The sequence below is a fragment of the Paenibacillus melissococcoides genome (assembly GCA_944800085.1).
Taxonomy (GTDB): domain Bacteria; phylum Bacillota; class Bacilli; order Paenibacillales; family Paenibacillaceae; genus Paenibacillus_B; species Paenibacillus_B melissococcoides.
The window spans coordinates 323,793-346,455 of record CALYLO010000005.1 but is presented as its reverse complement, the minus strand read 5'-3'; the positions used below and the strand labels follow the sequence as shown (position 1 = coordinate 346,455).

The 22,663-nt window shown below is 57.4% G+C and carries 16 protein-coding genes and 4 pseudogenes; 13 read left to right on the top strand and 7 right to left on the bottom strand.

Features of this window, described 5'->3' with window-relative positions:
• Positions 1 to 99 precede the first annotated feature (99 nt).
• The 3 genes from OCY70_RS19455 (at position 100) to OCY70_RS19445 (ending at position 3,515) form a co-directional block, all read left to right on the top strand.
• Positions 100 to 1,869, top strand: coding sequence for a Rieske (2Fe-2S) protein (locus OCY70_RS19455; protein WP_213429187.1), 1,770 nt, complete (start codon positions 100 to 102; stop codon positions 1,867 to 1,869).
• A gap of 347 nt (positions 1,870 to 2,216) precedes the next feature.
• A complete protein-coding gene (locus OCY70_RS19450) occupies positions 2,217 to 2,633 on the top strand; it encodes a DMT family transporter (protein ID WP_213429188.1) in 417 nt (138 codons plus the stop codon).
• Between the two features lie 282 nt (positions 2,634 to 2,915).
• Positions 2,916 to 3,515, top strand: a complete 600-nt coding sequence (locus OCY70_RS19445) for a short chain dehydrogenase (RefSeq protein WP_213429189.1) — start codon at positions 2,916 to 2,918, stop codon at positions 3,513 to 3,515.
• A 66-nt stretch (positions 3,516 to 3,581) separates the two neighbouring features.
• On the opposite strand, the gene OCY70_RS19440 is transcribed toward OCY70_RS19445, so the two are convergent.
• Positions 3,582 to 4,931 carry a lytic polysaccharide monooxygenase gene (locus OCY70_RS19440; RefSeq protein WP_213429190.1) on the bottom strand — a complete coding sequence of 450 codons (1,350 nt, stop codon included), beginning with the start codon at positions 4,929 to 4,931 and terminating at the stop codon, positions 3,582 to 3,584.
• A gap of 606 nt (positions 4,932 to 5,537) precedes the next feature.
• On the opposite strand from OCY70_RS19440, the gene OCY70_RS19435 reads away from it, so the two are divergent.
• Complete coding sequence (locus OCY70_RS19435) at positions 5,538 to 6,530, top strand: helix-turn-helix transcriptional regulator (protein WP_213429191.1); 993 nt, start codon at positions 5,538 to 5,540, stop codon at positions 6,528 to 6,530.
• A gap of 248 nt (positions 6,531 to 6,778) precedes the next feature.
• Complete coding sequence (locus tag OCY70_RS19430; RefSeq protein ID WP_213429192.1) at positions 6,779 to 7,786, top strand: MFS transporter; 1,008 nt, start codon at positions 6,779 to 6,781, stop codon at positions 7,784 to 7,786.
• 181 nt (positions 7,787 to 7,967) lie between these two features.
• Here OCY70_RS19430 and OCY70_RS19425 read toward each other — a convergent pair whose 3' ends face one another.
• Entirely contained in the window at positions 7,968 to 8,213 is a 246-nt protein-coding gene (locus OCY70_RS19425) for a hypothetical protein (protein WP_213429193.1), read from the bottom strand.
• 81 nt (positions 8,214 to 8,294) lie between these two features.
• Between OCY70_RS19425 and OCY70_RS19420 the strand changes: the two genes are divergently transcribed.
• The 6 genes and pseudogenes from OCY70_RS19420 (at position 8,295) to OCY70_RS19395 (ending at position 13,085) form a co-directional block, all read left to right on the top strand.
• Entirely contained in the window at positions 8,295 to 8,777 is a 483-nt protein-coding gene (locus OCY70_RS19420) for an ABC transporter substrate-binding protein (RefSeq protein ID WP_249725311.1), read from the top strand.
• 96 nt (positions 8,778 to 8,873) lie between these two features.
• A complete protein-coding gene (locus OCY70_RS19415; protein ID WP_213429194.1) occupies positions 8,874 to 10,493 on the top strand; it encodes an AraC family transcriptional regulator in 1,620 nt (539 codons plus the stop codon).
• Between the two features lie 343 nt (positions 10,494 to 10,836).
• Positions 10,837 to 11,433: pseudogene (locus OCY70_RS19410) on the top strand (AAA family ATPase).
• A gap of 85 nt (positions 11,434 to 11,518) precedes the next feature.
• Positions 11,519 to 11,761: pseudogene (locus OCY70_RS19405) on the top strand (5'-nucleotidase); the annotation flags it as partial.
• Between the two features lie 243 nt (positions 11,762 to 12,004).
• On the top strand, positions 12,005 to 12,505 hold the full coding sequence (locus OCY70_RS19400; protein ID WP_213429195.1) for a hypothetical protein: 501 nt from the start codon (positions 12,005 to 12,007) through the stop codon (positions 12,503 to 12,505).
• Complete coding sequence (locus OCY70_RS19395) at positions 12,483 to 13,085, top strand: NUDIX domain-containing protein (protein ID WP_213429196.1); 603 nt, start codon at positions 12,483 to 12,485, stop codon at positions 13,083 to 13,085. Before OCY70_RS19400 ends, OCY70_RS19395 begins: the two co-directional genes overlap by 23 nt.
• A 438-nt stretch (positions 13,086 to 13,523) precedes the next feature.
• On the opposite strand, the gene OCY70_RS19390 is transcribed toward OCY70_RS19395, so the two are convergent.
• The 3 genes from OCY70_RS19390 to OCY70_RS19380 form a co-directional block, all read right to left on the bottom strand.
• Positions 13,524 to 14,000 carry a double zinc ribbon domain-containing protein gene (locus OCY70_RS19390; protein ID WP_213429206.1) on the bottom strand — a complete coding sequence of 159 codons (477 nt, stop codon included), beginning with the start codon at positions 13,998 to 14,000 and terminating at the stop codon, positions 13,524 to 13,526.
• A gap of 246 nt (positions 14,001 to 14,246) precedes the next feature.
• Positions 14,247 to 17,339, bottom strand: a complete 3,093-nt coding sequence (locus OCY70_RS19385) for an efflux RND transporter permease subunit (protein WP_213429197.1) — start codon at positions 17,337 to 17,339, stop codon at positions 14,247 to 14,249.
• 1 nt (position 17,340) lies between these two features.
• The gene (locus OCY70_RS19380) at positions 17,341 to 18,381 is read right to left on the bottom strand and encodes an efflux RND transporter periplasmic adaptor subunit (RefSeq protein ID WP_213429198.1); all 1,041 of its coding nucleotides are present in this window, start codon (positions 18,379 to 18,381) and stop codon (positions 17,341 to 17,343) included.
• Positions 18,382 to 18,585: 204 nt separating this feature from the next.
• Between OCY70_RS19380 and OCY70_RS19375 the strand changes: the two are divergent.
• Positions 18,586 to 19,502 (top strand): annotated as a pseudogene (locus OCY70_RS19375) (alpha-L-fucosidase).
• 213 nt (positions 19,503 to 19,715) lie between these two features.
• A complete protein-coding gene (locus OCY70_RS19370) occupies positions 19,716 to 21,686 on the top strand; it encodes an ATP-dependent DNA helicase (protein ID WP_213429207.1) in 1,971 nt (656 codons plus the stop codon).
• Between the two features lie 225 nt (positions 21,687 to 21,911).
• On the opposite strand, the pseudogene OCY70_RS19365 reads toward OCY70_RS19370, so the two are convergent.
• Positions 21,912 to 22,416 (bottom strand): annotated as a pseudogene (locus OCY70_RS19365) (MFS transporter); the annotation flags it as partial.
• 65 nt (positions 22,417 to 22,481) lie between these two features.
• The gene (locus tag OCY70_RS19360; RefSeq protein ID WP_213429199.1) at positions 22,482 to 22,658 is read right to left on the bottom strand and encodes a hypothetical protein; all 177 of its coding nucleotides are present in this window, start codon (positions 22,656 to 22,658) and stop codon (positions 22,482 to 22,484) included.
• Between the last annotated feature and the right edge of the window lie 5 nt (positions 22,659 to 22,663).

Below are 22,663 nucleotides of genomic sequence, written 5' to 3'. Positions count from 1 at the left end.
GGGATAGGGCATCAAGCATGTCCAGCGCGGCACGATGCAGCAAATCAAGTATAATTTCTTAACTCTGAGGGAGTAGACTGAACAGAGGAGGGATAATTGATGACGGACTGGATACATGCCGGAACATGGGAAGAGCTTCAGGAGCAGGGAGCCAAGGTGATTAAGGGCGGAATTGCGGTGTTTGTGCATGACGATGAAGTGTACGCCGTGGACAACCGCTGCCCGCATATGGGATTTCCGCTTCATATGGGCAGTCTGTGCGACGGCATTTTGACCTGCCACTGGCATCACGCCCGGTTCGACGTATGCAGCGGCGGCACGCTGGACCCATGGGCTGACGATGTGCCTGTGCACCGGGTCAAGGTCGAGCAGGGAAGCGTATGGGTCGATGCGAGGCCTCAGGTTGCGAGCAGCGTGGAGAAGCAGCTAAGGCGCTTGCGGGAGGGAATGGAGCAGAACCTGTCCCTTGTAATCGCAAAGAGCGTCGTCGCGCTTGTCGAGTCGGGCGTGCCTGCGGCGGATATCGCCAGGGTGGGCGTCGAATTCGGGACGGCCTACCGTTCCGCGGGCTGGAGCTCGGGCCTGACCATTTTGGCGGCGATGGTGAACGTGCTGCCGAAGCTGGATAAATACGGGCGCATTCTTGCCCTGTATCATGGTCTTGCCCGCGTGGCCCGGGACTGCGCCGGACAGCCGGCGCGCTTCCTGCAGCAGCCGCTGCCGGAGACGGAGCAGCAAGCGACAGAGCATCTGCCGGCCTGGTACCGGAGATGCATTGAAGTTCGCGATATTCGCGGCGCCGAACGGGTGCTGGCCACCGCGATTGCCAGCGGCATGGAGCCGAACGATCTCATGTCGATGATGATGACGGCGGTTACCGATCACTTCTATATGGACGGGGGGCATACGCTCGATTTCCATAACAAGGCGTTCGAAATGCTGCAGCATATTGGAAGCGATTCCGCAGTCCGTGTCCTCAGCTCGCTCGCGCCGCTCCCGGCCCGCGCCACCCGCAGCGAGGAGCTGCAGCATTGGCAAGCGCCGGTCGATCTGGTCGAGCCGCTCCGCCAAGCCTTCCGGGAGCTGGAGGGCATGGCCTGGCCCGCTGCAGAGGAGCCGGCATCGGATGCGGACGAGCAGCAGCAGGCCGAAGAGGAGCAGCAGCTTCTCGACTTGCTTCTTGGCGACCAGCCGCTGCAGACGATCGAGGCGCTCACAAATGCGCTGCGCTCCGGGCGCGCTCCCGTCCGGCTGGCCCAGCTCGTCGCTCTTGCAGCGGCGGAACGGATCACCCGCTTCCATACCCGGAACGAGTTCGGAGATTGGATTACGGTGCTCCATACGTTCACGCACGCGCATGCCGTCCATGAGACGCTGCGGCGGAGCGCCAACGTCTTCACGGTGCGCGCCATCTATTACGCCGCCGTGACCGTATACCTGGATCGCTTCCTTAACGTCCCGGCCGCCCGCCGGCCGAGCGGTGAGCACGCGGAAGCGAATCCGAATTCGACCGACCCGAGCTGGCTGCTCAAGCTGCTGGATCGGCAGCAGCAGGTGGCGGAAGCCGGCGAGTGGCTGGCCCAGTATTTGCGCCAGGAAGGGGATATCGATGCCTTGTTCAACACGCTCGGCCATGCTCTATTGAGGGAGGACGCGGAATTCCACTCGTACCAGATGTACGAGGCGGCGAGCGCGGAGTATGACCGCTGGGACACCGAGAGCGGCCCGCTGGCCGCACGGGCGAAGGAGACGATGCTGCTAGCCTTGACGCGTTATTTGGCTGCCCATTCTCCGACGGCGCGGGAGCTGCCGCATACGGCGCGCATCGCGTGGCGGCTGCACCGGGGAGAGAATCTTTTCGAAGAATAGCGGGAACGAAACTTGGGAGATGACAGGCTGGTCTTATGGAGAAGAATGATTCGTGAGGCGTGAAAGCGGCTATCCGCTGGCAGCAGGGGCAGCTTCTTTCACGCTTTTTACTATTGATTCTGAGGCTGATGTCCCGTTCCTGTCAAAGTTCGCCTTTGTCTGAAGGATGGCATCGATTCACAGCAATTGCCGCAACTTCCAGTTGACAGCGAGAATAGCCTCATACTATACTGCCTAAGTGGTACCAAAAAATATTTTATAGTTCCATCATTACCATGGGGATTTCGAGAGAATCGGGAATTCTAGACGGCCATGGCCATGTGGAAAAAAGGAGTGAGCGTTACATCATGCATTGGGTATATTTGTGCTTCGCCATTGCGCTGGAGGTCGCCGGCACCGTGTCGATGAAGCTGTCGCAAGGGTTTACCAGGCTGTGGCCTTCCGTCTTGATGATTGTGTTTTATATCCTCGCGTTCTCGAGCTTGAACTTGTCGTTGAAGCAGGTCCCGGTCAGCGTCGCCTACGCGATTTGGTCGGGTCTCGGCACGGCCGCGATCGCGGTCATCGGCTATCTCGTGTTCCAGGAGTCGATGTCCTTGCTCAAAGGCGTCTCGATTCTGCTCATTATATTGGGCGTCATCGGGCTCAATGTGGGAGGGCAGGAGAAGCCGTCCGGCAGCGCGGTTCACGAGGGCAGCCATGCTGTGGTCCATTCCCATTCCGGCTCCGAATTCGACGGAGATCGCGCCCGCACAGGAGAATAACGGAACGCTTCACCGTCTCATCCGGCTGCATTCGACAGCACGGGTGAGACGTTTTTTCTTCTGGCGTACCTGCGAGCACGGCAACGCCGCTTGCTGGAAGAGCACCCGGAAGGAGCGCGGTCGGCCCTTCTTTAGCCCAAGATCCGATCGGCTGTCTATCGCCAGACGGGGCTTCCATCAGCATCGACGTTAGGCGGCTGCTGTGGTTCTCCGCATCCCCGGCAGGTTACAATAGGGAGAGATGGCTTACATACTTGCATAGGGAAGGGACGACGATAGGTAATGAAAATTTTGATTGTAGGAGCGAGCGGGACGATCGGGCGCGCTGTTGCGGCCGAGCTGGAAGCCCGTCATGACATCATCCGCGCGGGCAGACAAGGGCTGGATGTGCAAGTGGATATTACCGACCCGGGCAGCATCCGGGCGATGTATGAGGCGACGGGCGAAGTGGATGCGGTTATCAGCGCGACCGGAAGCGCGTATTTCGGACCGCTGGCGGACATGACCCCTGAACAGAACGAGCTGTCGATCGGGAGCAAGCTCAAGGGACAAGTGAATCTGGTGCTGCTCGGTCACCGCTATGTTCGCGATCGCGGCAGCTTCACCTTGACGACGGGCATCATGATGGACGATCCGATTCTTCAAGGGGCCTCGGCCGCCATGGCCAACGGGGGCGTGAAAGCGTTCGTCAAGGCGGCGGCGATCGAAATGCCGCGAGGCATCCGCATCAACAGCGTCAGCCCGAATGTGCTGGAGGAATCTATGGATGTCTATGGCGCGTTCTTCCCCGGGTTCGATCCCGTTCCCGCGCGGCGGGTCGCGCTGGCGTACCGCAAGAGCGTGGAGGGCGCGCAGACGGGGCAAAGCTATGAGGTCTATTGACCGCGGCGCCCGCTCAGGAGACAGGAGCTTGCATAGAAGCAAGCTCCTGTTTTTGCGGGAAGCGGATTATTTTAGCGTCCACAACGCGGGAACGTTCGGCGGCTCCCATCCGTTCAGCGAAGTATGCGGCTGTCTGCACTCATAGACGGAACCGTTATAGGTCACTTGATCGCCAACCGCATAGGCAGTATTCGGCGCCCAGGCGGCAATGGCCGGGCCGTCGGCGGTCTTCGCCGTCACGGCATTGCTGTCCGCGGATACATTGCCGGCGGCGTCGAACGCGCGCACAGTGAACGTGTACTGCGTATTGGCGCTCAAGCCGGTCACGACATAGTCCGTCGTGCTGCCGGATACCGTCGCCACGAGCGTGCCGCCGCTGTAGATGCGGTAGCCTGTCACGCCGACGTTGTCAGTGGATGGATTCCACATCAGCGAGACGCTGGAGGATGTCGGCGTTCCCATGACATGCAGCCCGGTCGGGGCGGTCGGGGCTTCCGTGTCAACCGGCACGGCCGGCGTCGTCACGCTCACGGTATTGCTGGACGCCGACACGTTGCCGGCGGCATCCACCGCTCGCACCGAGAACGTATAGGAGGTGTTCGAGGTAAGCCCGCTCAACGTATAGCTCAACGTGGAGCCCGGGACGGAGGCAGCCAATGAACTGCCGCTGTAGATGCGGTAGCCCGTCACGCCTACGTTATCTGAAGAGGCGTTCCATGCGAGCGACACGCTCGTGGCGGTCGTTCCCGTTACGGCAAGGCCGGTCGGCGCCGTTGGCGGCTCGGTGTCGCCAGGATTGGTGCCGCTGAAGTTGACGTCGATGACGTTATAGAAGGCGTTGGCCGTATCGGCAATCTCCCAGACGGCGAGGATGACGTGGTAGCCCGTGCGCTCCGGAACATTGCATGTATCCGAGTAGGTGAACGGCGGGCGCGCTCCCTTATAGTCCACGGAGCAGAATGGAGTCAGCACGAATGAATCGCGAGTAAGCGGGGCATCCGGGTTCCAGCCGGGCTTCGTGATGTAGTATTTCCAGCTTGAGGTCGCATGGGGCGCAGTCAATTTCCAGTTGAACGTATTTTGCCCGCTTGAAATATTGACCTTGGTCCAACGGGTAGCCGATTGCTCATCAAGCTTCGGAAAGGCGCCGTTGGCGCTGGCAATCTTGCCGTCGGCAGGGCCTGCATTCGGGAAGCCCTTCGGAGCTTCCAGACTTTGCGGCTCCCAAATGATCGCTCCGCAATCCTGGTTCTGGCCGGATTTGCACAAGGCGGCCCGGCTCGCCGGACCTTCGACATAGCCGTGCCCGAACGCTTTATCGGCGAACAGCAGCATACAGACGACGGCGGCCAGCATGACTCCGCAGGAAAGAAGCAGCTTGGACAGAAATGGATTCGGCAGGCGCAGCTGATTCATACGATTTCCTCCTTTAATTTTGGATTGGATCACGGCATTTCGTCAAAAGTTTAACTCCTTTAACTTTATTACGCACCCTCCTTCCTTAATAGATTGCCGGTACGTTGCAAGACGATCCGACGGGAGACGGGGCATTCCCTCCTTTCTATGGAATGTTGTTATATAAACTCTATGAAAATAGAGCTTATACCGAATTGCGGCAAACAGTGAACAGCAACAACGGAATCGGCCAAAACGGTAAACGATGAAACGGTGAATAGGTAAAGCGGGTCAAATGAAAGACTTTGAAACGGAAGATAGAATGAGGTAGAAAAATAAGGAAAATGGTGTGTCTCTATCATATCGAAAAAAGAAGAACATGTGTGAATTGAATATTTTTTTACAATTGCGCAGGCTATAATTTTTATTAATTAAACCGCATTAATATTTAGCCTGATTGAGACCGGAATGCTTCGCGGAACCGCAATATTACGTATACGCCGTGGAAATTGCCCCTTAGAACATCAAAATTGATCCGATCTTCCGGAATGGATAGCCAGAATTGCAGGATTTCGTTATAATAATGAGAATGATTATCATTATGATTGACGACCGGAGGCGCACCATATGAACGGGACCGATTTTCATCTCAATTTCAACCGCTTTTTCGATGAGCTAAGGCTGACGAGCCAGAGCGCTGTCCATGCCGCGCAGATGGAGCTGCCGGCGACCGCCGGCGAAGGGGGAATCCGGCGCTTCCTCCCGCGCCACGATATGGAGGTCGTCGTATCGGAGTATGAGCTGTATCGCGATTGCGTGCTGTCGCTCGCTACGGAAGCGCCTATGGTCGAACTGAGTTACGCGGTGCAAGGGGGGCGCGGCATTCGCGTCGATGGCGAGGAATACAGCATGATGCCGGGAATGTCCTCGCTCCAATTCATCAACCAGGCGGATTATTGCTTCGAATTCGGAGGGAAGGAAGCGTTCACGATGGTAAGCATCGCTATTCCCGTGTCCAGCTTTCAGCATTTTATGGAGGCGGCTGACGGGACGAGAAGCGCCGATTTTGCGCAAATCATGGGCTGGCGATCCTTCCGGAGCTTCCAGGAGATGACGCTTCCCGCCGCAACGGTCATTCTTAATCGGCTGATGGAGTATGCCCGGAACGGCAAAGCGACAAATATCGAGATCGAATGCAGCGTATTGGAGCTGCTGTCGATGGCCTTCCGATCCTTTCTGGCCGGCGGCTTGCCCGGACGCTCCAAGCTAACCCGAACCGATATGCTGAAAATCCGGGAAGCGCGGGACATCCTGCTGGAGCGGATGGCGGAGCCGCCATCGCTGCTCGAGCTGTCCCGGCTGATCGGGCTGAACGACTACAAACTAAAGACCGGCTTCAAGGAAATGTACGGCGCTACCGTATACGGCTACCTCCGGGAACAGCGGCTGGAGAAGGCTTACCGCCTGTTGACGGAAGGGGGGATGAATGTGATCGATGTGTCCTGCGCGGTGGGCTATTCGAACTCCAGCTATTTCGCGGAAGCGTTCCGCGCGAAATACGGCATCAATCCGGGCAGCTTGGTCCGGAGGTCTTCGGCCAGCTTCATCCATGACCGTTAGCTGCTCATTTGGAGAGAGCCCGCCGCTTCATTGCCTCCCGGAGCACCGAAGCTTGCTTGTCAGGATCCGTACAACCAGCGAATGAATCCGGCTGGTGGTAGCATGCCGCCTCACCCCGATCGTATCATGGTACCGTTGAGAACGAATCTCAATGGAGCTGGAACAGCCGCATAGGCGGCTGGCACGGCCCTCGCTGCGCATGGCTCTTGCGGCAGGCCAATGCAGCGACAGGGCAGGAAAGGGGAGGCATGCTTGTGAAATTCAGAATGGGCATTATGTTTCTGATTGTATTGTGCGGGATGATATCGATCGCCGCGTTCAATCCGATTATCGGGCCGCTGTCCCGCCATCTGGGGCTGAGCGAGCTTCAATCCGGATGTCTCGTCTCCATCACGGGCTTGACCTGGCTTCTTGGAGGGTACTTCTGGGAGAAGATGACCTTCATGAGCAGGAAAAAGATGCTGGCATTGATTATGGTCATCTATGTCGCGACGCTGGTGGTATTCGCTCAGCTTGCGGATTACGCGGAGTCGCATTTTAACGGGGCCGCCAGCGCGGGACTGTTCTGGACGCTGTTGCTGCTGCGTACGGCGGCCGGCTTCTTCTTCGGCGGCATTCCGGCCATGGCGCAGGCGTATGTGATGGGCTGGACCACTGCGGAGACGCGCACGCGGGGCATGGCCCTGTTCGGAGCGGCCAACGGGCTCGGCTTCGTGCTCGGTCCGGCGATGAGCGGGGGCTTGGCGGCAATCGGCCTGACCGCGCCGATGTATGGCGCAGCCGCGTTGTTATTCGTCACGGCCCTGCTCTTCAGGGCAGCTATCGCCGAGGAGCCGGTGCGGAAGGTGCGGAAGCAAGCCGCCCGTGCTTCTTTGTCGCCAACCGACAGCCGCATTCGGCTTTATTTGTGGGTCGGGCTGCTCTTCGTCGCGCTCGGACTGCTGGGACTGCTGATGCTGCTGCGCTTCGCTTATCTCGATTTCGCGGTATTGGGCATCGGCATCGGCTTCACGCTGCTGGGGTACAGCGCCGGGGCTTCGATGGCCGTCCGGGATGAGGAGCAGCGGACTGTCGCTTCCTATATCGCGGCGCTTCAGGGCGGAGGCTCATTCCTGGGGCCCGTAACCGGCACGGCACTATATACGGCTCATCTATTGCTGCCGTATTCGTTCTGTGTGCTGCTTATCGCCATCTCGGCCGTCTTTGCCATGAGGAGAAAGGGAGCCCCGCGAGCGGAAGCGGGCATGACGAGCTAGATCATGCGGCTTGATCGTCCGCCGTGTCTTGAATCTGTGTAAGAAATCCGTCGCGAATGTGCATTGCCAGCCGATATCCCATGCGCTACAATGGATTCCGGCAGATAAAAATGAGAATCATTATTAATTAGATAGATTCTCAAGCTCATGCTGCCGGTACATATATTTTGCATGGGAGTGGTTAAGGAATGCCCACATCTCTTCGATTCACGGCCGCATAGACGGCGTTAATGCTTGTATTGATGTTCAGCGCGGCGGGATACGGCATGCAGCAGGAGGCTGGAGGCGGACGCCGGCCCCCGGGTACCAGTCGGCGCAGCTGGCGGAAAGCCAGGATAAGCGGGAAGCCGGGGCGGAGAGCGAAGCGGACGGCATGCGAACGATGACGGACGAATTCGGCGAGGTGAAGATTCCGGCCCATCCGCATTCCCAAATCGCCCCGACCTACCGGCTGAAGGCAGAAATCTTGGATGACCCGCCAAAGTATTGACCCCAATCGCGGATTTGTTTGGAATTTCCGGAAAAAAGCGAGAGCGCCGTCGCGCGGTACAAAGAAAAAATAGCCGATGCCAAGGAGAAGCTGTCACAGGCTACCAAAGGGGAGACGGTCGCTGTCATCCGCCTGAATGTCGGGGACAATTCGATGGCTTTATTCGGCATCAAAAACCGGTATACCGGCAACATTTACCGGGATATGGGGCTTACCCCGCATCCGTTCGCGCGGGATATGACCGATTATCATGCGATTATCTCCAAGGAGAAGCTGCCTGAGCTCGATGCGGATCATATCATTATCTTCCCTTCGAACGGCTCCTGGTCGGCGGAGGAGAACAAAGAAGCCGAGCAATTGCTGGACAGTCCATTGTGGAAGTCGCTGCCGGCCGTTCAGAAGGGACAGGTGTACAAGGCGGAACGGACACATTGGCAGTCCGGCGCGATACCGGCGAACATGAAGAAAATCGACGATCTTTTGCAATGGTTCGTGAAGTAAGCGGGAATGCGCTCCGTTCATCGTTGAAAGCTTTTCAGCCTCGCGCTGATTGGCTTTCTTTTTCCATCTTGTCAGATCGGTTCAGGGGGAGAAGGAATGAAGGGGAATTCAGCCGAACCATCGGCTCGCCCAGCCTGGGTATATGTAATGAAGGAAATTCGGTACTGCATGCTTACCGCGAATGGCCACAAAAAGGAAGAACAAAACGGTTCTTATTCGCTGTGGGTCGTCACCAGAGGCAGCGGCAGAATCGACATGGCCGGGACGGGATTCCGTCTCGAACGGGGGAAATGCTACAGCACGCCTCCCGGTTCGGTATCCGCCGTCGTGTCCGGGGATGCCGGCTTGTGCTGTTATCGATTGGCCTTCGATGCACTGCGGGCGGACGGGGACGACGGGGCGAACGAACCGCCTGCGGCGGGGCAGCCGTTTCCTTGCCGGGGGGAGGTATTATGCCATCCGTTCTCGCAGTGTATCGAGCATGTGGAAGCCATTTATCGATGGCGGCATGATAGTGATGCGATGGCTGTCTTCGACAACCATATCCGGTTCCAGCAATTGCTGAGGTTCATCCTGGGGCAAAACCAGGCGGCCGCGGGCGGGACAAGCCAGGCCGATGCCGTGCGCAAATCGATTCTGCATATCGAGCAGCATTATACGGAGCGGTTGACCGTGGAGCAGCTGGCGGAGCAGGCGGCTGTCGCGCGCTGGAAATATACCAGCTTATTCAAAAAAATGACGGGTCTTACCCCCCTTGATTATGTGAATAAAATCCGAATCGAGCGGGCGAAGCACTTGCTGATGACGACGCATGATCGGCTGTATGAGATCGGACAGCATGTCGGCTTCAATAATGAATATTATTTCAGCCGCCGCTTCCGGCAGGAGGTCGGGATCTCGCCTGGGCATTACCGGCGCAATCACCGCGAGCAGCCTCGCGTCTTCGCGCCGTTCCTCGAAGATTTCGTGGTGGCGCTGGGACTGACGCCCGTCATGCAGGGCACCCATCCCGGATGGGGGCAGCAGGACTATCTCGGGATCGACCATGTGCCCGCCTTCGATGTCGCGGAAGGCGATCTCGGCGCCCTTTCCCGCCGCCAACCCGATATCATTCTGCTCGATGAAGGCTTCAGCCGGTGGATTCCCGGGGAACGCTTCGGGCGGCTGGCGCCGGTGCATTTGCTGGATCACCCTGGCGAAGATTGGCGCACGACGCTGCGCATGGCGGCTGTCCTGCTGGGGAAGACGGATAGGGTCGACGATATTATCGCGAAGTATGAGAGCCAGGCGGGGGAGGCGAAGAGCCGGCTGCAGCGCTCTGTCCGGAACGGAACCGTCGCGTGTCTCCGCATCTCGGCTGCGGGCGTCAGCTTGTACGGGGGACCGGATCTGGGGTATACGGGGCCGGTTCTGTACCGCGACCTCGGCTTGACGCCGCATCCTCTCGTGCGGCAGTTGGCGAACCGGACGCGGAAGGCTGCGCTGACGGCGGAATGGCTTGCGAGGCTCGATGCCGACCATCTGTTCATTACGTTCGACAAGCGCCATTCCGAAGCGCCCGGAGAGGAAAGAGATCTATTGGATTCATCTGTGTGGCGCAAGCTTCCGGCCGTACGGAACCAGTGCGTATATGAGGTCGATTTCTGGCCGTGGATGAATTATGGCATCATCGCGCACAGCCGCAAAATCGATGACGTGCTGAACGCGCTGGCCTAGCCCGCCCATAAGCTGCAGAAAGGCTTCGACAGGCAAGGCCGCCGAAGAAGGGAATTCCTCTGCGGCGGACTTGCCGCGTTCCCGGAACAGCCGGGGCTCGATCATGTGATGAGTCGTTGACGGCCAGCCGATTCCAGTCTATATTACTTAGAGTAATATTTGGAAGGCAGCGGATGGAACGGATCATTCTATCGTTGCAAGCGTTCTCCGCGAGCATCATACTCTGTGAGGATTGGAATCTGCTTCAGATTATCGGAAGCAATGCAGATCATTACTATGTGTATCTTTGGTATACAATGGCCTGACGCGCTTATGGGCTACACGAGATGATGGAGTGAAGCGAATGATTGTATGGGTGAATGGGGCATTCGGCTCCGGCAAGACGACGACAGCCTATGAGCTGCACCGCAGAATACCGGGTTCTTTTGTCTATGATCCGGAAAACGCAGGATTTTTCATACGAAAAAACGTGCCCCATGAAATGAAGCGGAGCGACTTTCAAGATTACCCGATGTGGCGGGAGTGCAATTACTCGATGCTCCGCCATATTGACGCCGAGTATGATGGGGCAATCATTGTGCCGATGACGATCGTGAATGCCGATTATTTTAACGAGATCGCAGGGAAGCTTCGGGAAGATGGGGCGCTCGTGCATCATTTTGCCTTATGTGCGTCGAAGGAAGTCCTGCTGAAGCGCTTGAAAACCCGGGGCGAGGGAGGGCAGTCGTGGGCGGCCCAGCAGATAGACTGATGCATTGACGGCTTGTCTCAGCCGGTGTTCCGGCAGCATCTTGATACCGATTCGATGACGGTGGAAGATGTTGTGACCCGCATCGCCTCCGAATGCGGGCTGCCGTTATTGCCCGATGAGAGAGGGCCGTTCAAGAAATCGTGGGATCGGCTCGCCACCAAAGTGAAGCATATTCGATTTTTTAACTAATGGAGGTTGACCAGCGGCATGAAGCCAATACGCAATTCTGCGAAGGCGGTCATTATCGATGACCGCAACCGCATTCTGCTGACCCAGAACCGCGATCGCGACCGCCCGGAACGCGCCTGCCCATGAGCGCGTTATTACGACCTTGCGCAAGCTGGACATTCGCGTCGATGAAGCCTTCTTCCTCGGAGGAATCGACAAGGGCCGGGTGCTGCGCATCTTCAAGCCGCATATTTTCTTCGACGATCAGATGGGGCATATCGAAGGCGTGGCCCGCATCGTGCCGTCGGTTCACGTGCCGTTCGGCGTTACGAATGGACGGAGCGGCTGAGCGTGGAAGCAGCGCAATATGGGGAATACGATACATTGATTGAGGAAAGAGTGAACGACGATGGTTATATTGGTATACTATCGAAGCGATCATAAACACTGGCCGCCGATGTCAGTGTTTTTGTTCTATAATGCAGATAGTTCTCGACGAGAAAGGGAGAGGAATGTCGATGGTCGGCTCCCAATATGCAGAGAAGCGATAATAGCCAATACGGGCCAAGCTTGGGAAGAGTGGATTCAGCAGTTGGATCGGGGAGTGGATCCGGCCTGGTCCCATGAACGCATCGTCCGGCATATTGCCGGCGAATATGACGTTTCGCCGGAATGGAGCGACATGCTCGCCCTGTTGTACGGACAGAAGCTGGGCCGCGTCCCTGTCGGCCAGACGGCTTCGGCAGGCGTTCAGATTGGAGTGCGGCGGACGATGCCCGTCTCGAAGGATAAGGTATGGACCTTCCTGCTGTCACCCGAAGGGCTGCCCTGCTGGCTCGGCACGCTGCCGTCCCTGCCCTTGCAGGTTCGGCAAGGCTATGTGACGGAGGAAGGCACGCGCGGCCAGATTCGCTCCGTCATTCCGGAGCAGAAGCTGCGATTGACTTGGCAGCCGCAAGGATGGGAGCATCCGTCCACGCTGCAACTCTACGTTCTGTGCATATTGCGCGGTGTATTTCGCGCAGTCTCTTGCCTTCCTGCATACGATAATGGGAGCTATGGATGCGAACATGACAATCGATTTTCACGATGAGCCAGCCTGCGGCACGAACGATTCCGGGCTGGCTTTTGATCTCGGGGAGGAGTGGAGACAAGACATGGGACCGATACGCAATGCGGTGCGGGCGTTGATCATGGAGGATGACCGGATGTTGTTCATCAAGAAGGAGCGGCCGGAGGCGGGCGTCTATTATGTGCTGCCGGGCGGAGCCCATGAGCCGAACGAGACGCTGGAGGAGACGCTGCGGCGCGAATGCGGGGAAGAGCTGGGCGCGGCGCTGGCGGACCACCGGCTGCTCTGTGTGCGGGAGTATATATCGGGGAACCATGAATATTCCCATATCATGAAGGAGATCCATGCTGTTGAGTTCATCTATATCTGCCGGCTTCAGGAAGCAGGGGACGTTCCCGGCGGATTACATGCCGACGAAGGCCAGATCGGGATCGAATGGCTGCCGGTCCGCGATGTCATCGCAACCGTGGAGCACAGCTATTTCTCGAAGCGGCAGCGGAAATATGTATTCCCGCAGGCTTTGCATGATTTCTTGGGCGAGTATTTCGCGGCCAACCCGCTGGAGCCGGTAGCCAGCACGGTGTATGGAGAGCACGGTTGATAAGGAGCATAAGAAGAGGCTGACCCATAGGCAGTGCGCAAGGATGCGGGGACAAGACGGGACCACAGAGAATGCAGTGGCAGGAGTACAGAGGCAGGAGTAGAGAACGGGTATAAAGAGGAGGGAAATAAAGCGGCGAGAATAGCAGCGGAAGATGGATGAGGCAGTGCAATCCTGCGTTAATGCAGTAATTTACGCTATTTCAGCCGCTACTTGATGAGATTCCTGCAAAAGTACATCAAGTTCGCCGATTTTTGCTTTCAATCCATTGGTATGGCTGAAATTGAGGCGGTTTTGCAGGAATTCCTGTAACGGAGTAAACGTCATAAGGGAAAACTGCATTTTTACAGTTTTTCGGCAAGTCGAGCGTTGAGAATCAGGGGGGCTGTCTCACTGTAGCTTAAAACTACTTGTGGGCCAGCCCCCTTGCTGTCTCGATTATTTCGCCGGCTCGCCGCACAGAACGCAGCTCTCCGATTCGCCGTTCAGCAGCGCTCCGCATTGCGGACAGTTGACGGAGATCGGAGGATCGTCCCGTCTGGCGCGGGAAGCGGGGATAATCTCGGTCGGCTCCAGCGGCACGGCTTGCCCGCAGTGGTTGCAGAATCTGGATTCCATGGTGATGACGGCGCCGCAGGCGCATAGTTTCTCGCCCTTGGCCTTGTGAAGCTGCTTCTCCAGCGCGGCGATGTCTCCTTCCAGCCGCTGGATGGCTTGCGAGAGGCTCCCGATGCGATGCATCTGCTCCGTCAGCTCCTGCTTGACATACGCCTCGTGCACCAGCTCGCCGAGCAGGGCGAACTGTGCTGTTTTTTCTTTCTTTTTCCCCGCAATCTGCGCGCTGATTCGCGTAACCTCCACGGTCTGCTGCGCTTTATCCTTCACTTGATTGAGACCAAGCTTCATTTTATCCATAAAGCTCAACGCCACTACCTCCAGTCGGTTATCGTTCTGTTCTTTCCGCCGACCCGAACCATCGGCTCTCCAGCGCGAATGAGGCTATCCCTGAATAACAATGCACGGCCGCGATGAATCATCCTGCCGCTTCTATAATATAATGCGCAATCGGCTCCGATGTATAGGCTCGATACAACAAACCTCCGTCCTGCCGAATGGCGGAACGGAGGCTGTCTCTTGTACTGGCTAACTTGTTAACTCTCGTTATACGGCTGCTTCGTGCGCGGTCTCGCTCTTGTTCTTTCTCGTGAACAGACGCTTGATCCAGTTCGAGAAATCATCCAAGTACGTATACATGACAGGCACCAGCAGCAGGGTGAAGATGGTCGAGCAGGAGAGGCCGAAGATGACGACGATGGCCAGCGGCGCCTGCATCTCCGCGCCTTCCCCGATGCCAAGGGCGAGCGGCAGCAGGCCGAGCACCGTCGTTAATGTCGTCATGAAAATCGGACGCAGCCGGCTCGGGGCTCCCTGCATAATCGCTTCATGCCGTTCCAGCCCGTATCTGCGCTGGATGTTGATATAATCGACGAGAATGATCGCGTTGTTCACGACGATCCCCGCGAGCATAATGACCCCGATTAAGGCGGTCACGCTGAGCGGCGTTCCGGTAATGAACAGACCGAAGAGGACTCCGACGAATGTGGTCGGCATCGCGAACATAATAATGAACGGATACAGCAGCGATTCGAACTGCACCGCCATGACGACGTAGACGAGGAAAATGGAGAACACGAGCGCGATCGCCAGATCGGCAAAGGCACTCATCATTTCTTCCGTCTCGCCGCCCATCGAGTAGGTGTACCCTTCCGAGAAGTTCATCTTCTGCAGCGCCTGTTCGATCTCAGTCGATACGCTGCCCAAGTCTCTTCCTGCCAGATCGGCCGTGACGTTGATCTGCCGCTGCTGGTTCTCCCGTTGGATCATGACCGGTCCCTGCAGCTGCTGGAATTGGGCGACGGCGGACAGCGGCACCAGTTGGCCGGTCTGCGATTGAATCGTCAGCGCATTCAAGGCGGAGATGCTGTCCCGTTCCGCTTCCGGCAGGATCACGCGCACGTCGTACTCGCTGCCGCCTTCGCGGTACTGCGTCGCGAGCTGCCCGTTCATCGCCAGCGAGATTTCGTTCATGATCTGCTGATAGGACAAGCCATACGTGGCGGCCAGACTGCGGTCGATCGAGATGTTCAGCTCCGCATTGCCCTCCGCCGCCGAAGATTCCGCATTATAGACGCCATGTATATCGGAAATGAGCCAGACGACTTGAGAAGCGACCTCCTCCAGCACGTCCTGCTCTTGTCCATTCAGCTTGATCTGAATCGGCGAGCCCGCACCGAAGCCGGATTCCATGGCAGACACGGTAATCTCCGCTCCGGGGATATCGGTTACCGCATCCGTCAGCTCCTGCATCATCGCCGTCGTCGTCATATCTCGTTCGGTTGCCCGGATGAGCTGGATCGTGAAGGTGGCCGAATTGGCCCCGCCGCCGAACGGACCGCCTCCGCCAATCGATTCCGAGGCGGTATCGATGATGCTCTCATAAGGTTTCAACAGGGCCGCCACCTCGTCGGCGACTTTTTTCGTCTCTTCCAGGCTCGTGCCGCTCGGCGTCTGGACGCTGATCTGAATCTGTCCCTGGTCGCCGCCCGGCATGAATTCCATGCCGATGAACGGAAAGAGGAAGAAGCTGCCCACGAGCAGGAGGATCGTGGCGAACACCGTCGTCTTGCGGTGTCCCAGCGCCCATCTCAGGATGCGTTTGTAGCCGGAGACGAAAAGTCCGAAGAAGCGGACATACCAGCCCTTCTTCTCGGATTGCACGATCTTCTTCTGCGACACGATCTTGGAGGACAGCATCGGAATGAGCGTAATCGCCACGACGAGCGAGGCGATAAGCGAGAAGCAGACCGTCAAGGCGAGCGGACGGAAAATATCCGATGTCAAGCCTTGTACAAATACGATCGGCAGAAATACGACCAATGTCGTCATCGTCGAGGCGATAACGGCCGAGGCCAGCTCGGCAGCCCCCTTGATGGCGGCTTCCTTCATGGACATGCCCTTCTGCCGGTAGGTGAAGATGTTCTCCAGGATGACGATCGAGTTGTCGACCATCATGCCGATGCCAAGGGCGAGTCCGCCCATGGAGATGATGTTCAGCGTCTGGCCGGTAAAATACATCAGCGTAAACGTCGAGATGATCGCGATCGGCATCGACAACGCGATGACGAACGTGGAGCGGATGCTGCGCAAGAACAAAATCAGGATGAACACGGCCAGCAAGCCGCCGCTCAGCATATTGCTGACGACGCTGTCGATCGACTGCCGGATAAATATCGACGTATCGGATACCTTTTTCAGCTCGATGCCCTGCGGCAGATCCTGCTGCAGCCGGCTGACCGCCTTGTCGACGTTGTCGGCGACGGCCACGGTATTGGCGTCCGATTGGCGCTGCACCGACAAGACGAGCGCCTGGGCTCCGTCCACCAGCGTCAGCGAGCTCTGCTTCTTGAAGGTATCGTTAATATCGGCGATGTCGCTGACTTGAATCTGCCCGCCGCCAGGCAGGTGAATCAACGTCCGGCCGATATCTTCGACGGATGTATATTCGCCCTTGACCCGGATTTGCACATCCTGCACGCCCTTCGGCACCGAGCCGGCAACGGCGGATTTGTTCTCCGCGTTAATCGCCTGGACGACCTGCGATGTCCCGATGCCGTAGCGCGCGAGATTCGCCCGGTTCAGCTCGACGAGAATCTCCCGGGTCTTGCCGCCGGCAACGGATACCGACGCGACGCCATTCTCCCGTTCCAGGAACGGGATGATGTTCGTGTCCGCGATCTCCTGCAGCTTCTCCGGGGAAGCGCCCGTCAGCCCCAGCGTGATGATGGGCATCTGATTCGGGTCGAAGCGCAGCACGGACGGATCGGTGGCATCCTCGGGAAGCATTCCTTTAATCTGATCGACCTTCTCCCTGACGTCGATCAGGGCATTGTCCATATTGGTACCGGTCTTGAACTGCAGCATGACGAGCGAGGAGTTCGCCTGCGATTGGGAGGACACGGTGTCAATTCCCTGGATTGTGCTTAACGAAGCTTCGATCGGCCTGGATATGAGCTTCTCGATCTCTTCGGGCGCCGCTCCTTGATAGGAGGTCGCGACGACGGCGATCGGAAGGTCGATTTTGGGGAACAGGTCGATCGCGAGGTTGCGAAGACTGACCAGGCCGAGCGCGATAATCGCGAGCACGACCATCATGACGCCGATAGGACGCTTAACGGAGACGTCAATAATTTTCACGTTAGCGCGCCCCCTCGATGATTTTCACTTTATTGCCGTCGGACAAGGTCATTTGTCCCTTGATGACGATTTGATCGTTCGGCTGGAGATTGCCTTTCACCGCCGTCATTTTGGATTGGGATTCCAGCACTTCGACGGCTTCTTCGACAGCTCGTCCATTTTTCACGACAAACACATGCGATGCCCCGTTCTTCTCCACGATCGCTTCGGTAGGAACGAGGAGAGCGTCCTTCAGCACTTCCTGATCGACGATGAACTTCGCTGTCATGCCGGGCTTGATCTCGCCCTTTGCATTGTCCGCTTGCGTCTCCAGGGCGTAGAATCCGCCTTCATTGGCGACGGGGGACAGATACGTAATCCGGGCGGTGAAGGTTTTGCCCACATCCGGCACCTCGACCTTCGTCTCCTTCCGGTTCTGCAGCAGCAGCATCTGATTCGCGCTGACATTGGCCGAGAACGTCACCGGATTGGTGGATACGATCGTGAACAGCGGGGAGGTTGAGGTAACGAATTCTCCCGCTTCCGCCGCAACCCGGATGACCTGTCCGCTCATCGGGGCCTTCAAGGTCGCATCGGCCAGCCTGTTGGCGGCCTGCTTGACGCGAAGCTGAGCCTGCTCAATGCCGCGCTTCGCCTGATCCAGCTCAAGATCGGACGCTTGGGCGTTATGCAGAGTCTTGTACTGGTCCTGCGCCTGCTCCAGACTGAACTGCTCCAGCTTAAGCTGAATTTCGAGGTCATCCGCGTCGATGGTGCCGAGCGCCGCCCCCTTGGAGACCATGTCGCCCTTTTTGACATTCAAGCGAACCAGCTCGCCATTCAGCTTCGGAATGATATCGACGGTTCTGCTCGGATTGGCCGTGCCGATAATTTCATTTTGTTGGCTGAGAGAGCCTTTCTCTACTGCGGCGACCTGAACGGGGGTTTCCTTCTCCTGCTCTGCTCCTTGCGCCGGCTCTTCGTTCGGAGGACTGCTGCATCCCGCCAGCGCAGCCCCGAGCATTGCTGCGACAAGGCAACCTGCAAGCCATCGGTTTCTCACGTGTTCTTTCACTCCCTTTGTACTAACGATGTGTCAATGACCTACCTAACAATACGTGTCGATTACATCACAGTTTCATAATGATAACCTGAAAATGAACCGCGGGTCACTTTGATTATTATACGATTTCTTTCCTGTCTTTGCATCTGATCTGTGAGATAATAACGTTATGCTCATGCTAGATTGCGAAAGGGAGGACTTCGTGTGGGGCAAAAGTGGTTCGAAGAAGCGAAGCTCGGAATTTTTATCCATTATGGCATTTATGCCGTCAATGGCATTGCGGAATCATGGTCTTTCTATAATGGGAGAATCTCGTATGAAGATTATATGACAGTTGGACGGCTTCACCGCCAGCCGGTTCGATGCCGGCCAATGGGCCGAGCTGATCGAGAAATCCGGCGCCAAGTACGCCGTGCTCACAACGAAGCACCATGACGGGGTGGCGCTGTGGGACACCGAGTTCAGCGATCTGAATGTCGTCGACAAGACTCCGGCGAAGCGGGATATTGTCAAGGAGTATGCGGAAGCGATCACGAAGCGGGGCATCAAGCTCGGGCTGTACTATTCCCTGATCGACTGGTCTCACCCGGACTACCCGTCTGTCTATGAAGGCGGCCGTGTTCCGGTTGAACCAGATTATCCGCATGTTCTGTGACTGTATTACGATGGGCGGCAACATGCTGCTTGATATCGGGCCGAGAGAGGATGGCACGATAGACAAGCGCCAGGAGGACATTTTGCTCGGATTGGGCGAGTGGATCCGCACCCATGAGGAAGCGGTGTACGGCACTCTCGAAGGCATTCATACCCGCTATTATCTGGGCGGCAGCGCGGTGTCGAAGGACCGGAAGACGTTGTATCTGTTCGTGTACGATAATCCGAAGGAGAGCGTATGCCTGAAGGGTTTATCGAACAAAATCAATAAAATAACCGTGCTTCATTCCGGCAAGGAGCTTACCCATGAGATTCATGGTGGCGTGCCGTGGTTCAACATCCCGGGGACGACCTGGATACATATGACGCCGGAGGACACTCACGAGAACGTCACCGTGCTGAAGCTGGAGCTTGACGGAGAACTTGATATGTACGGCGGTTCCGGGGCGGTCGTCACGCACAATTAAGCAGCGCCGATCCGGGAGCCCGCGCTGCGTCGTCTCGCTGGCAGGCATCGGCGTTGATGGATGCCGCGAAAATCGATAGAATAAGGGATGAATCAATCGGCAGGAGGAGCAGGGTGCGAGGGGAAGCGCATGTCTTCGGAGATCGGGCATGCCGCGACCTCTCCATTCGGCTCCTCTTTTGAAGTCATGAACAAGATGGAGGCTATACATACGTTGGAACGGTACCCCTTTGATTATGATCCGGCCCGCCCTTTTATTCCGCAGGTTAGCGACTGGGTGGCGGACGTTTTTTATGAAATATTGCCGGAGGCCGGCTTTGAAATACGGGATGAGCAGATATATATGGCCTTCCAGTTGGAGCGCGCCTTTGCCGAGAAGCAGGCCATCTTTGCCGAGGCCGGAGTAGGGACGGGCAAGACGATGGCTTATTTGCTGTATGCGATCTGTTATGCCCGCTATATGCGGAAGCCCGCGGTCATCGCTTGTGCGGATGAGTCGCTCATCGAGCAGCTGGTGAAGCCGGAAGGCGATATCGCGAAGCTGTCGGCGCATCTGAACCTGGACATCGATGCCAGACTCGGCAAATCGCCGGATCAATACCTGTGTCTGGTGAAGCTGGATCAGGCCCGCTTGCAGTGGACGGATGAGGACGCGCCGCTCTATGATGCGATCTATGAAGGGCTGCCAAGCTTCGTCCGGCGCCCGGAATCCCGGCAAGCGTTCCACGCGTACGGCGGCCGGACCGAGTATCCCGAGCTGAACGATGCCCGGTGGCAGCGGATCAACTGGGATACGTTCCAGGATTGCTTCGTGTGCGAGAAGCGGCACCGCTGCGGGCAGACGCTGTCCCGGGATGATTATCGCAAGGCTGCCGATCTGATTATTTGCTCGCATGATTATTACATGGAGCATCTGTGGACGGCGGAGAGCCGGAAGCGGGAAGGGCAATTGCCGCTGCTGCCGGACCATTGCGCGGTCGTCTTCGATGAAGGCCATCTGTTGGAGTCGGCTGCGCTGAAGGCGGTCAGCTACAAGCTCAAGCATGACGTATTCGAGGAGCTGCTGCTGCGCCTGTTGAACGGTGAGGTGCGGGAGGACCTGGCGCAGCTTATCGATCGGGCGATTGATCAGAGCGGGTATCTGTTCCGCGCGCTGGCCGACCGCAGTCAGGCTATCGCCGGCTCCGACCGCAGCCGGGTGATGCTGGACGAACCGCTGCTGCAGGAGCTGCGCCGCTTCCGGCGGATTATCGATGACATCGAGGAAGCGCTCGTCTATGAGAGCGAGCTGTACACATTGAACGCCTATGAGCTGCGCATCGTCGAAGAGCATCTCGATATGATTCAGAAGGCGCTCGTTCTGTTCGATCGGGAAGACAAGCCGATATGCTGGACGACCGAGCGCGAAGAAGGTCTCGTCTTCTCCATTATGCCGAAAACGATCAAGGAGATATTAGGGGAGCGGCTCTTCACGGCACGGATGCCGATCGTCTTTTCTTCAGCGACGCTGTCGGTGGACGGTTCCTTCAAGTACGTGGCGGACAGTCTTGGGATGGGGGACTACTTGTCGTTCTCCGTGCCGTCTCCCTATGATTATGCGAAGGTCATGGAGGCGGCGGCGCCGCTTCCTTACGGTCAGGACAGCTTCGCGGCTAGGACCGGGATGGCGATCTCCATCCTGGAGCAGACCTCCGGCGGCGCGTTGATGCTGTTCCGCACGCGGGAGGAGCTGCAGCGCTTCAAACAGGAGGTGGAGGCATCCGGCTATCCCGATGAATCCGGCACGCGCTTCCTGTATGAAGGGGATCTGGAGATCAGCCGCCTTATCTCCGCCTTCCAGACGGACACGGACAGCGTGCTCTGCGCCGTCAGCCTGTGGGAGGGTCTCGACGTGCCGGGAGAGGCGCTGACCAAGGTCATCGTCTGGTCGCTGCCTTATCCGCCGGATGATCCCGTATTTCTGGCGAAGCGCGAGGCCGCGGCGGATCCGTTCGCCGAGATCGACATGCCTTACATGCTGCTTCGTCTCCGCCAAGGCATCGGGCGGCTGATCCGCACGTCGTCTGATTATGGACGGGTCGCTATACTGGACGGAGACGTATACCGGACGGAGGCGATCCGGGCCCAGGTACAAGCGGCATTCCCTGCGGGGGTCGAATTGAAGGATAGGCTGAGCGGCTTATAAGTTGCGGGGGATACGATGGCACGAGGTTATGCAGTTCTTGTTTGCGGGTACGTGCAAGCCGTATCGATGCCTTATGGCATTCTCCCCGGTGCTCAGTTGATTCATCAACGAATCGGAGGCTCTTTTTCCCGAGTGGGGAGAAAGAGCCTTTTTTGAAATAGCCGCCATTACAGGGAGAGCGAAGGGGGAACGTCTCTTCCTCATTGCGCATCCCTACAGGGTTCGCTACTGCGCAGCCAACGTCATGCGGCGGGTCAATGCCCAGAAGAGCAGGGCCAAAGGCGCTAACCGCGGCTCCCAGCAAGCAGATGCCGCTCCAGCCCGCTTGCGCGTAGATGCGGTCAAGGCAATCGAGCCAATCGCGCTGCCGATAGAATCGATAATCATGTATCATCATGTATCCGCCAGTGAGCAGGCTGCGCGCCTCCGGACGAATATGGAATCATGCTCTGGTTCGTGACATGCACGGCAAGGTCAAGTAGAAGAATGCCAGCGACCAAGGCGGGCAGAGGTATTCGGCCATGCAATGAAAGCCCATGACACGAGCAGCAGTGTCAGGGCGAATCCGGTCGTTTTTTGCCCCAATCCACGGTCTGCGATCCGTCCCGCCCGCGCTGCTGCCAATGCACCTGCCACGCCGGCGATGCCGAACGATCCGATGATGGGGGGGGGATAGCGAGAGCGGAGGCGAACTAAGCGGCAGCACCAACGATGTCCATAGAACGCTGAATGTCCACCGTTCTCTCGACATCGCTTCATTTTCCCGGGCAATTTCAGGTATTCTTGTTGGCTTAATCATGATAGCTCCTCTAAAAAACATGTTATTTCAACTTCAACACCATATAATCCCATTTCATTGAATAAAAGGTGCCACGTCAAACTGCTCTCTTGTAAATGAATATGAAAGGTTGCGGCTCCGTCAGCACGCACCCTTTGCTCTGCAATATTTTGGGCTAAAAAAACTTGCTTCAAGTATT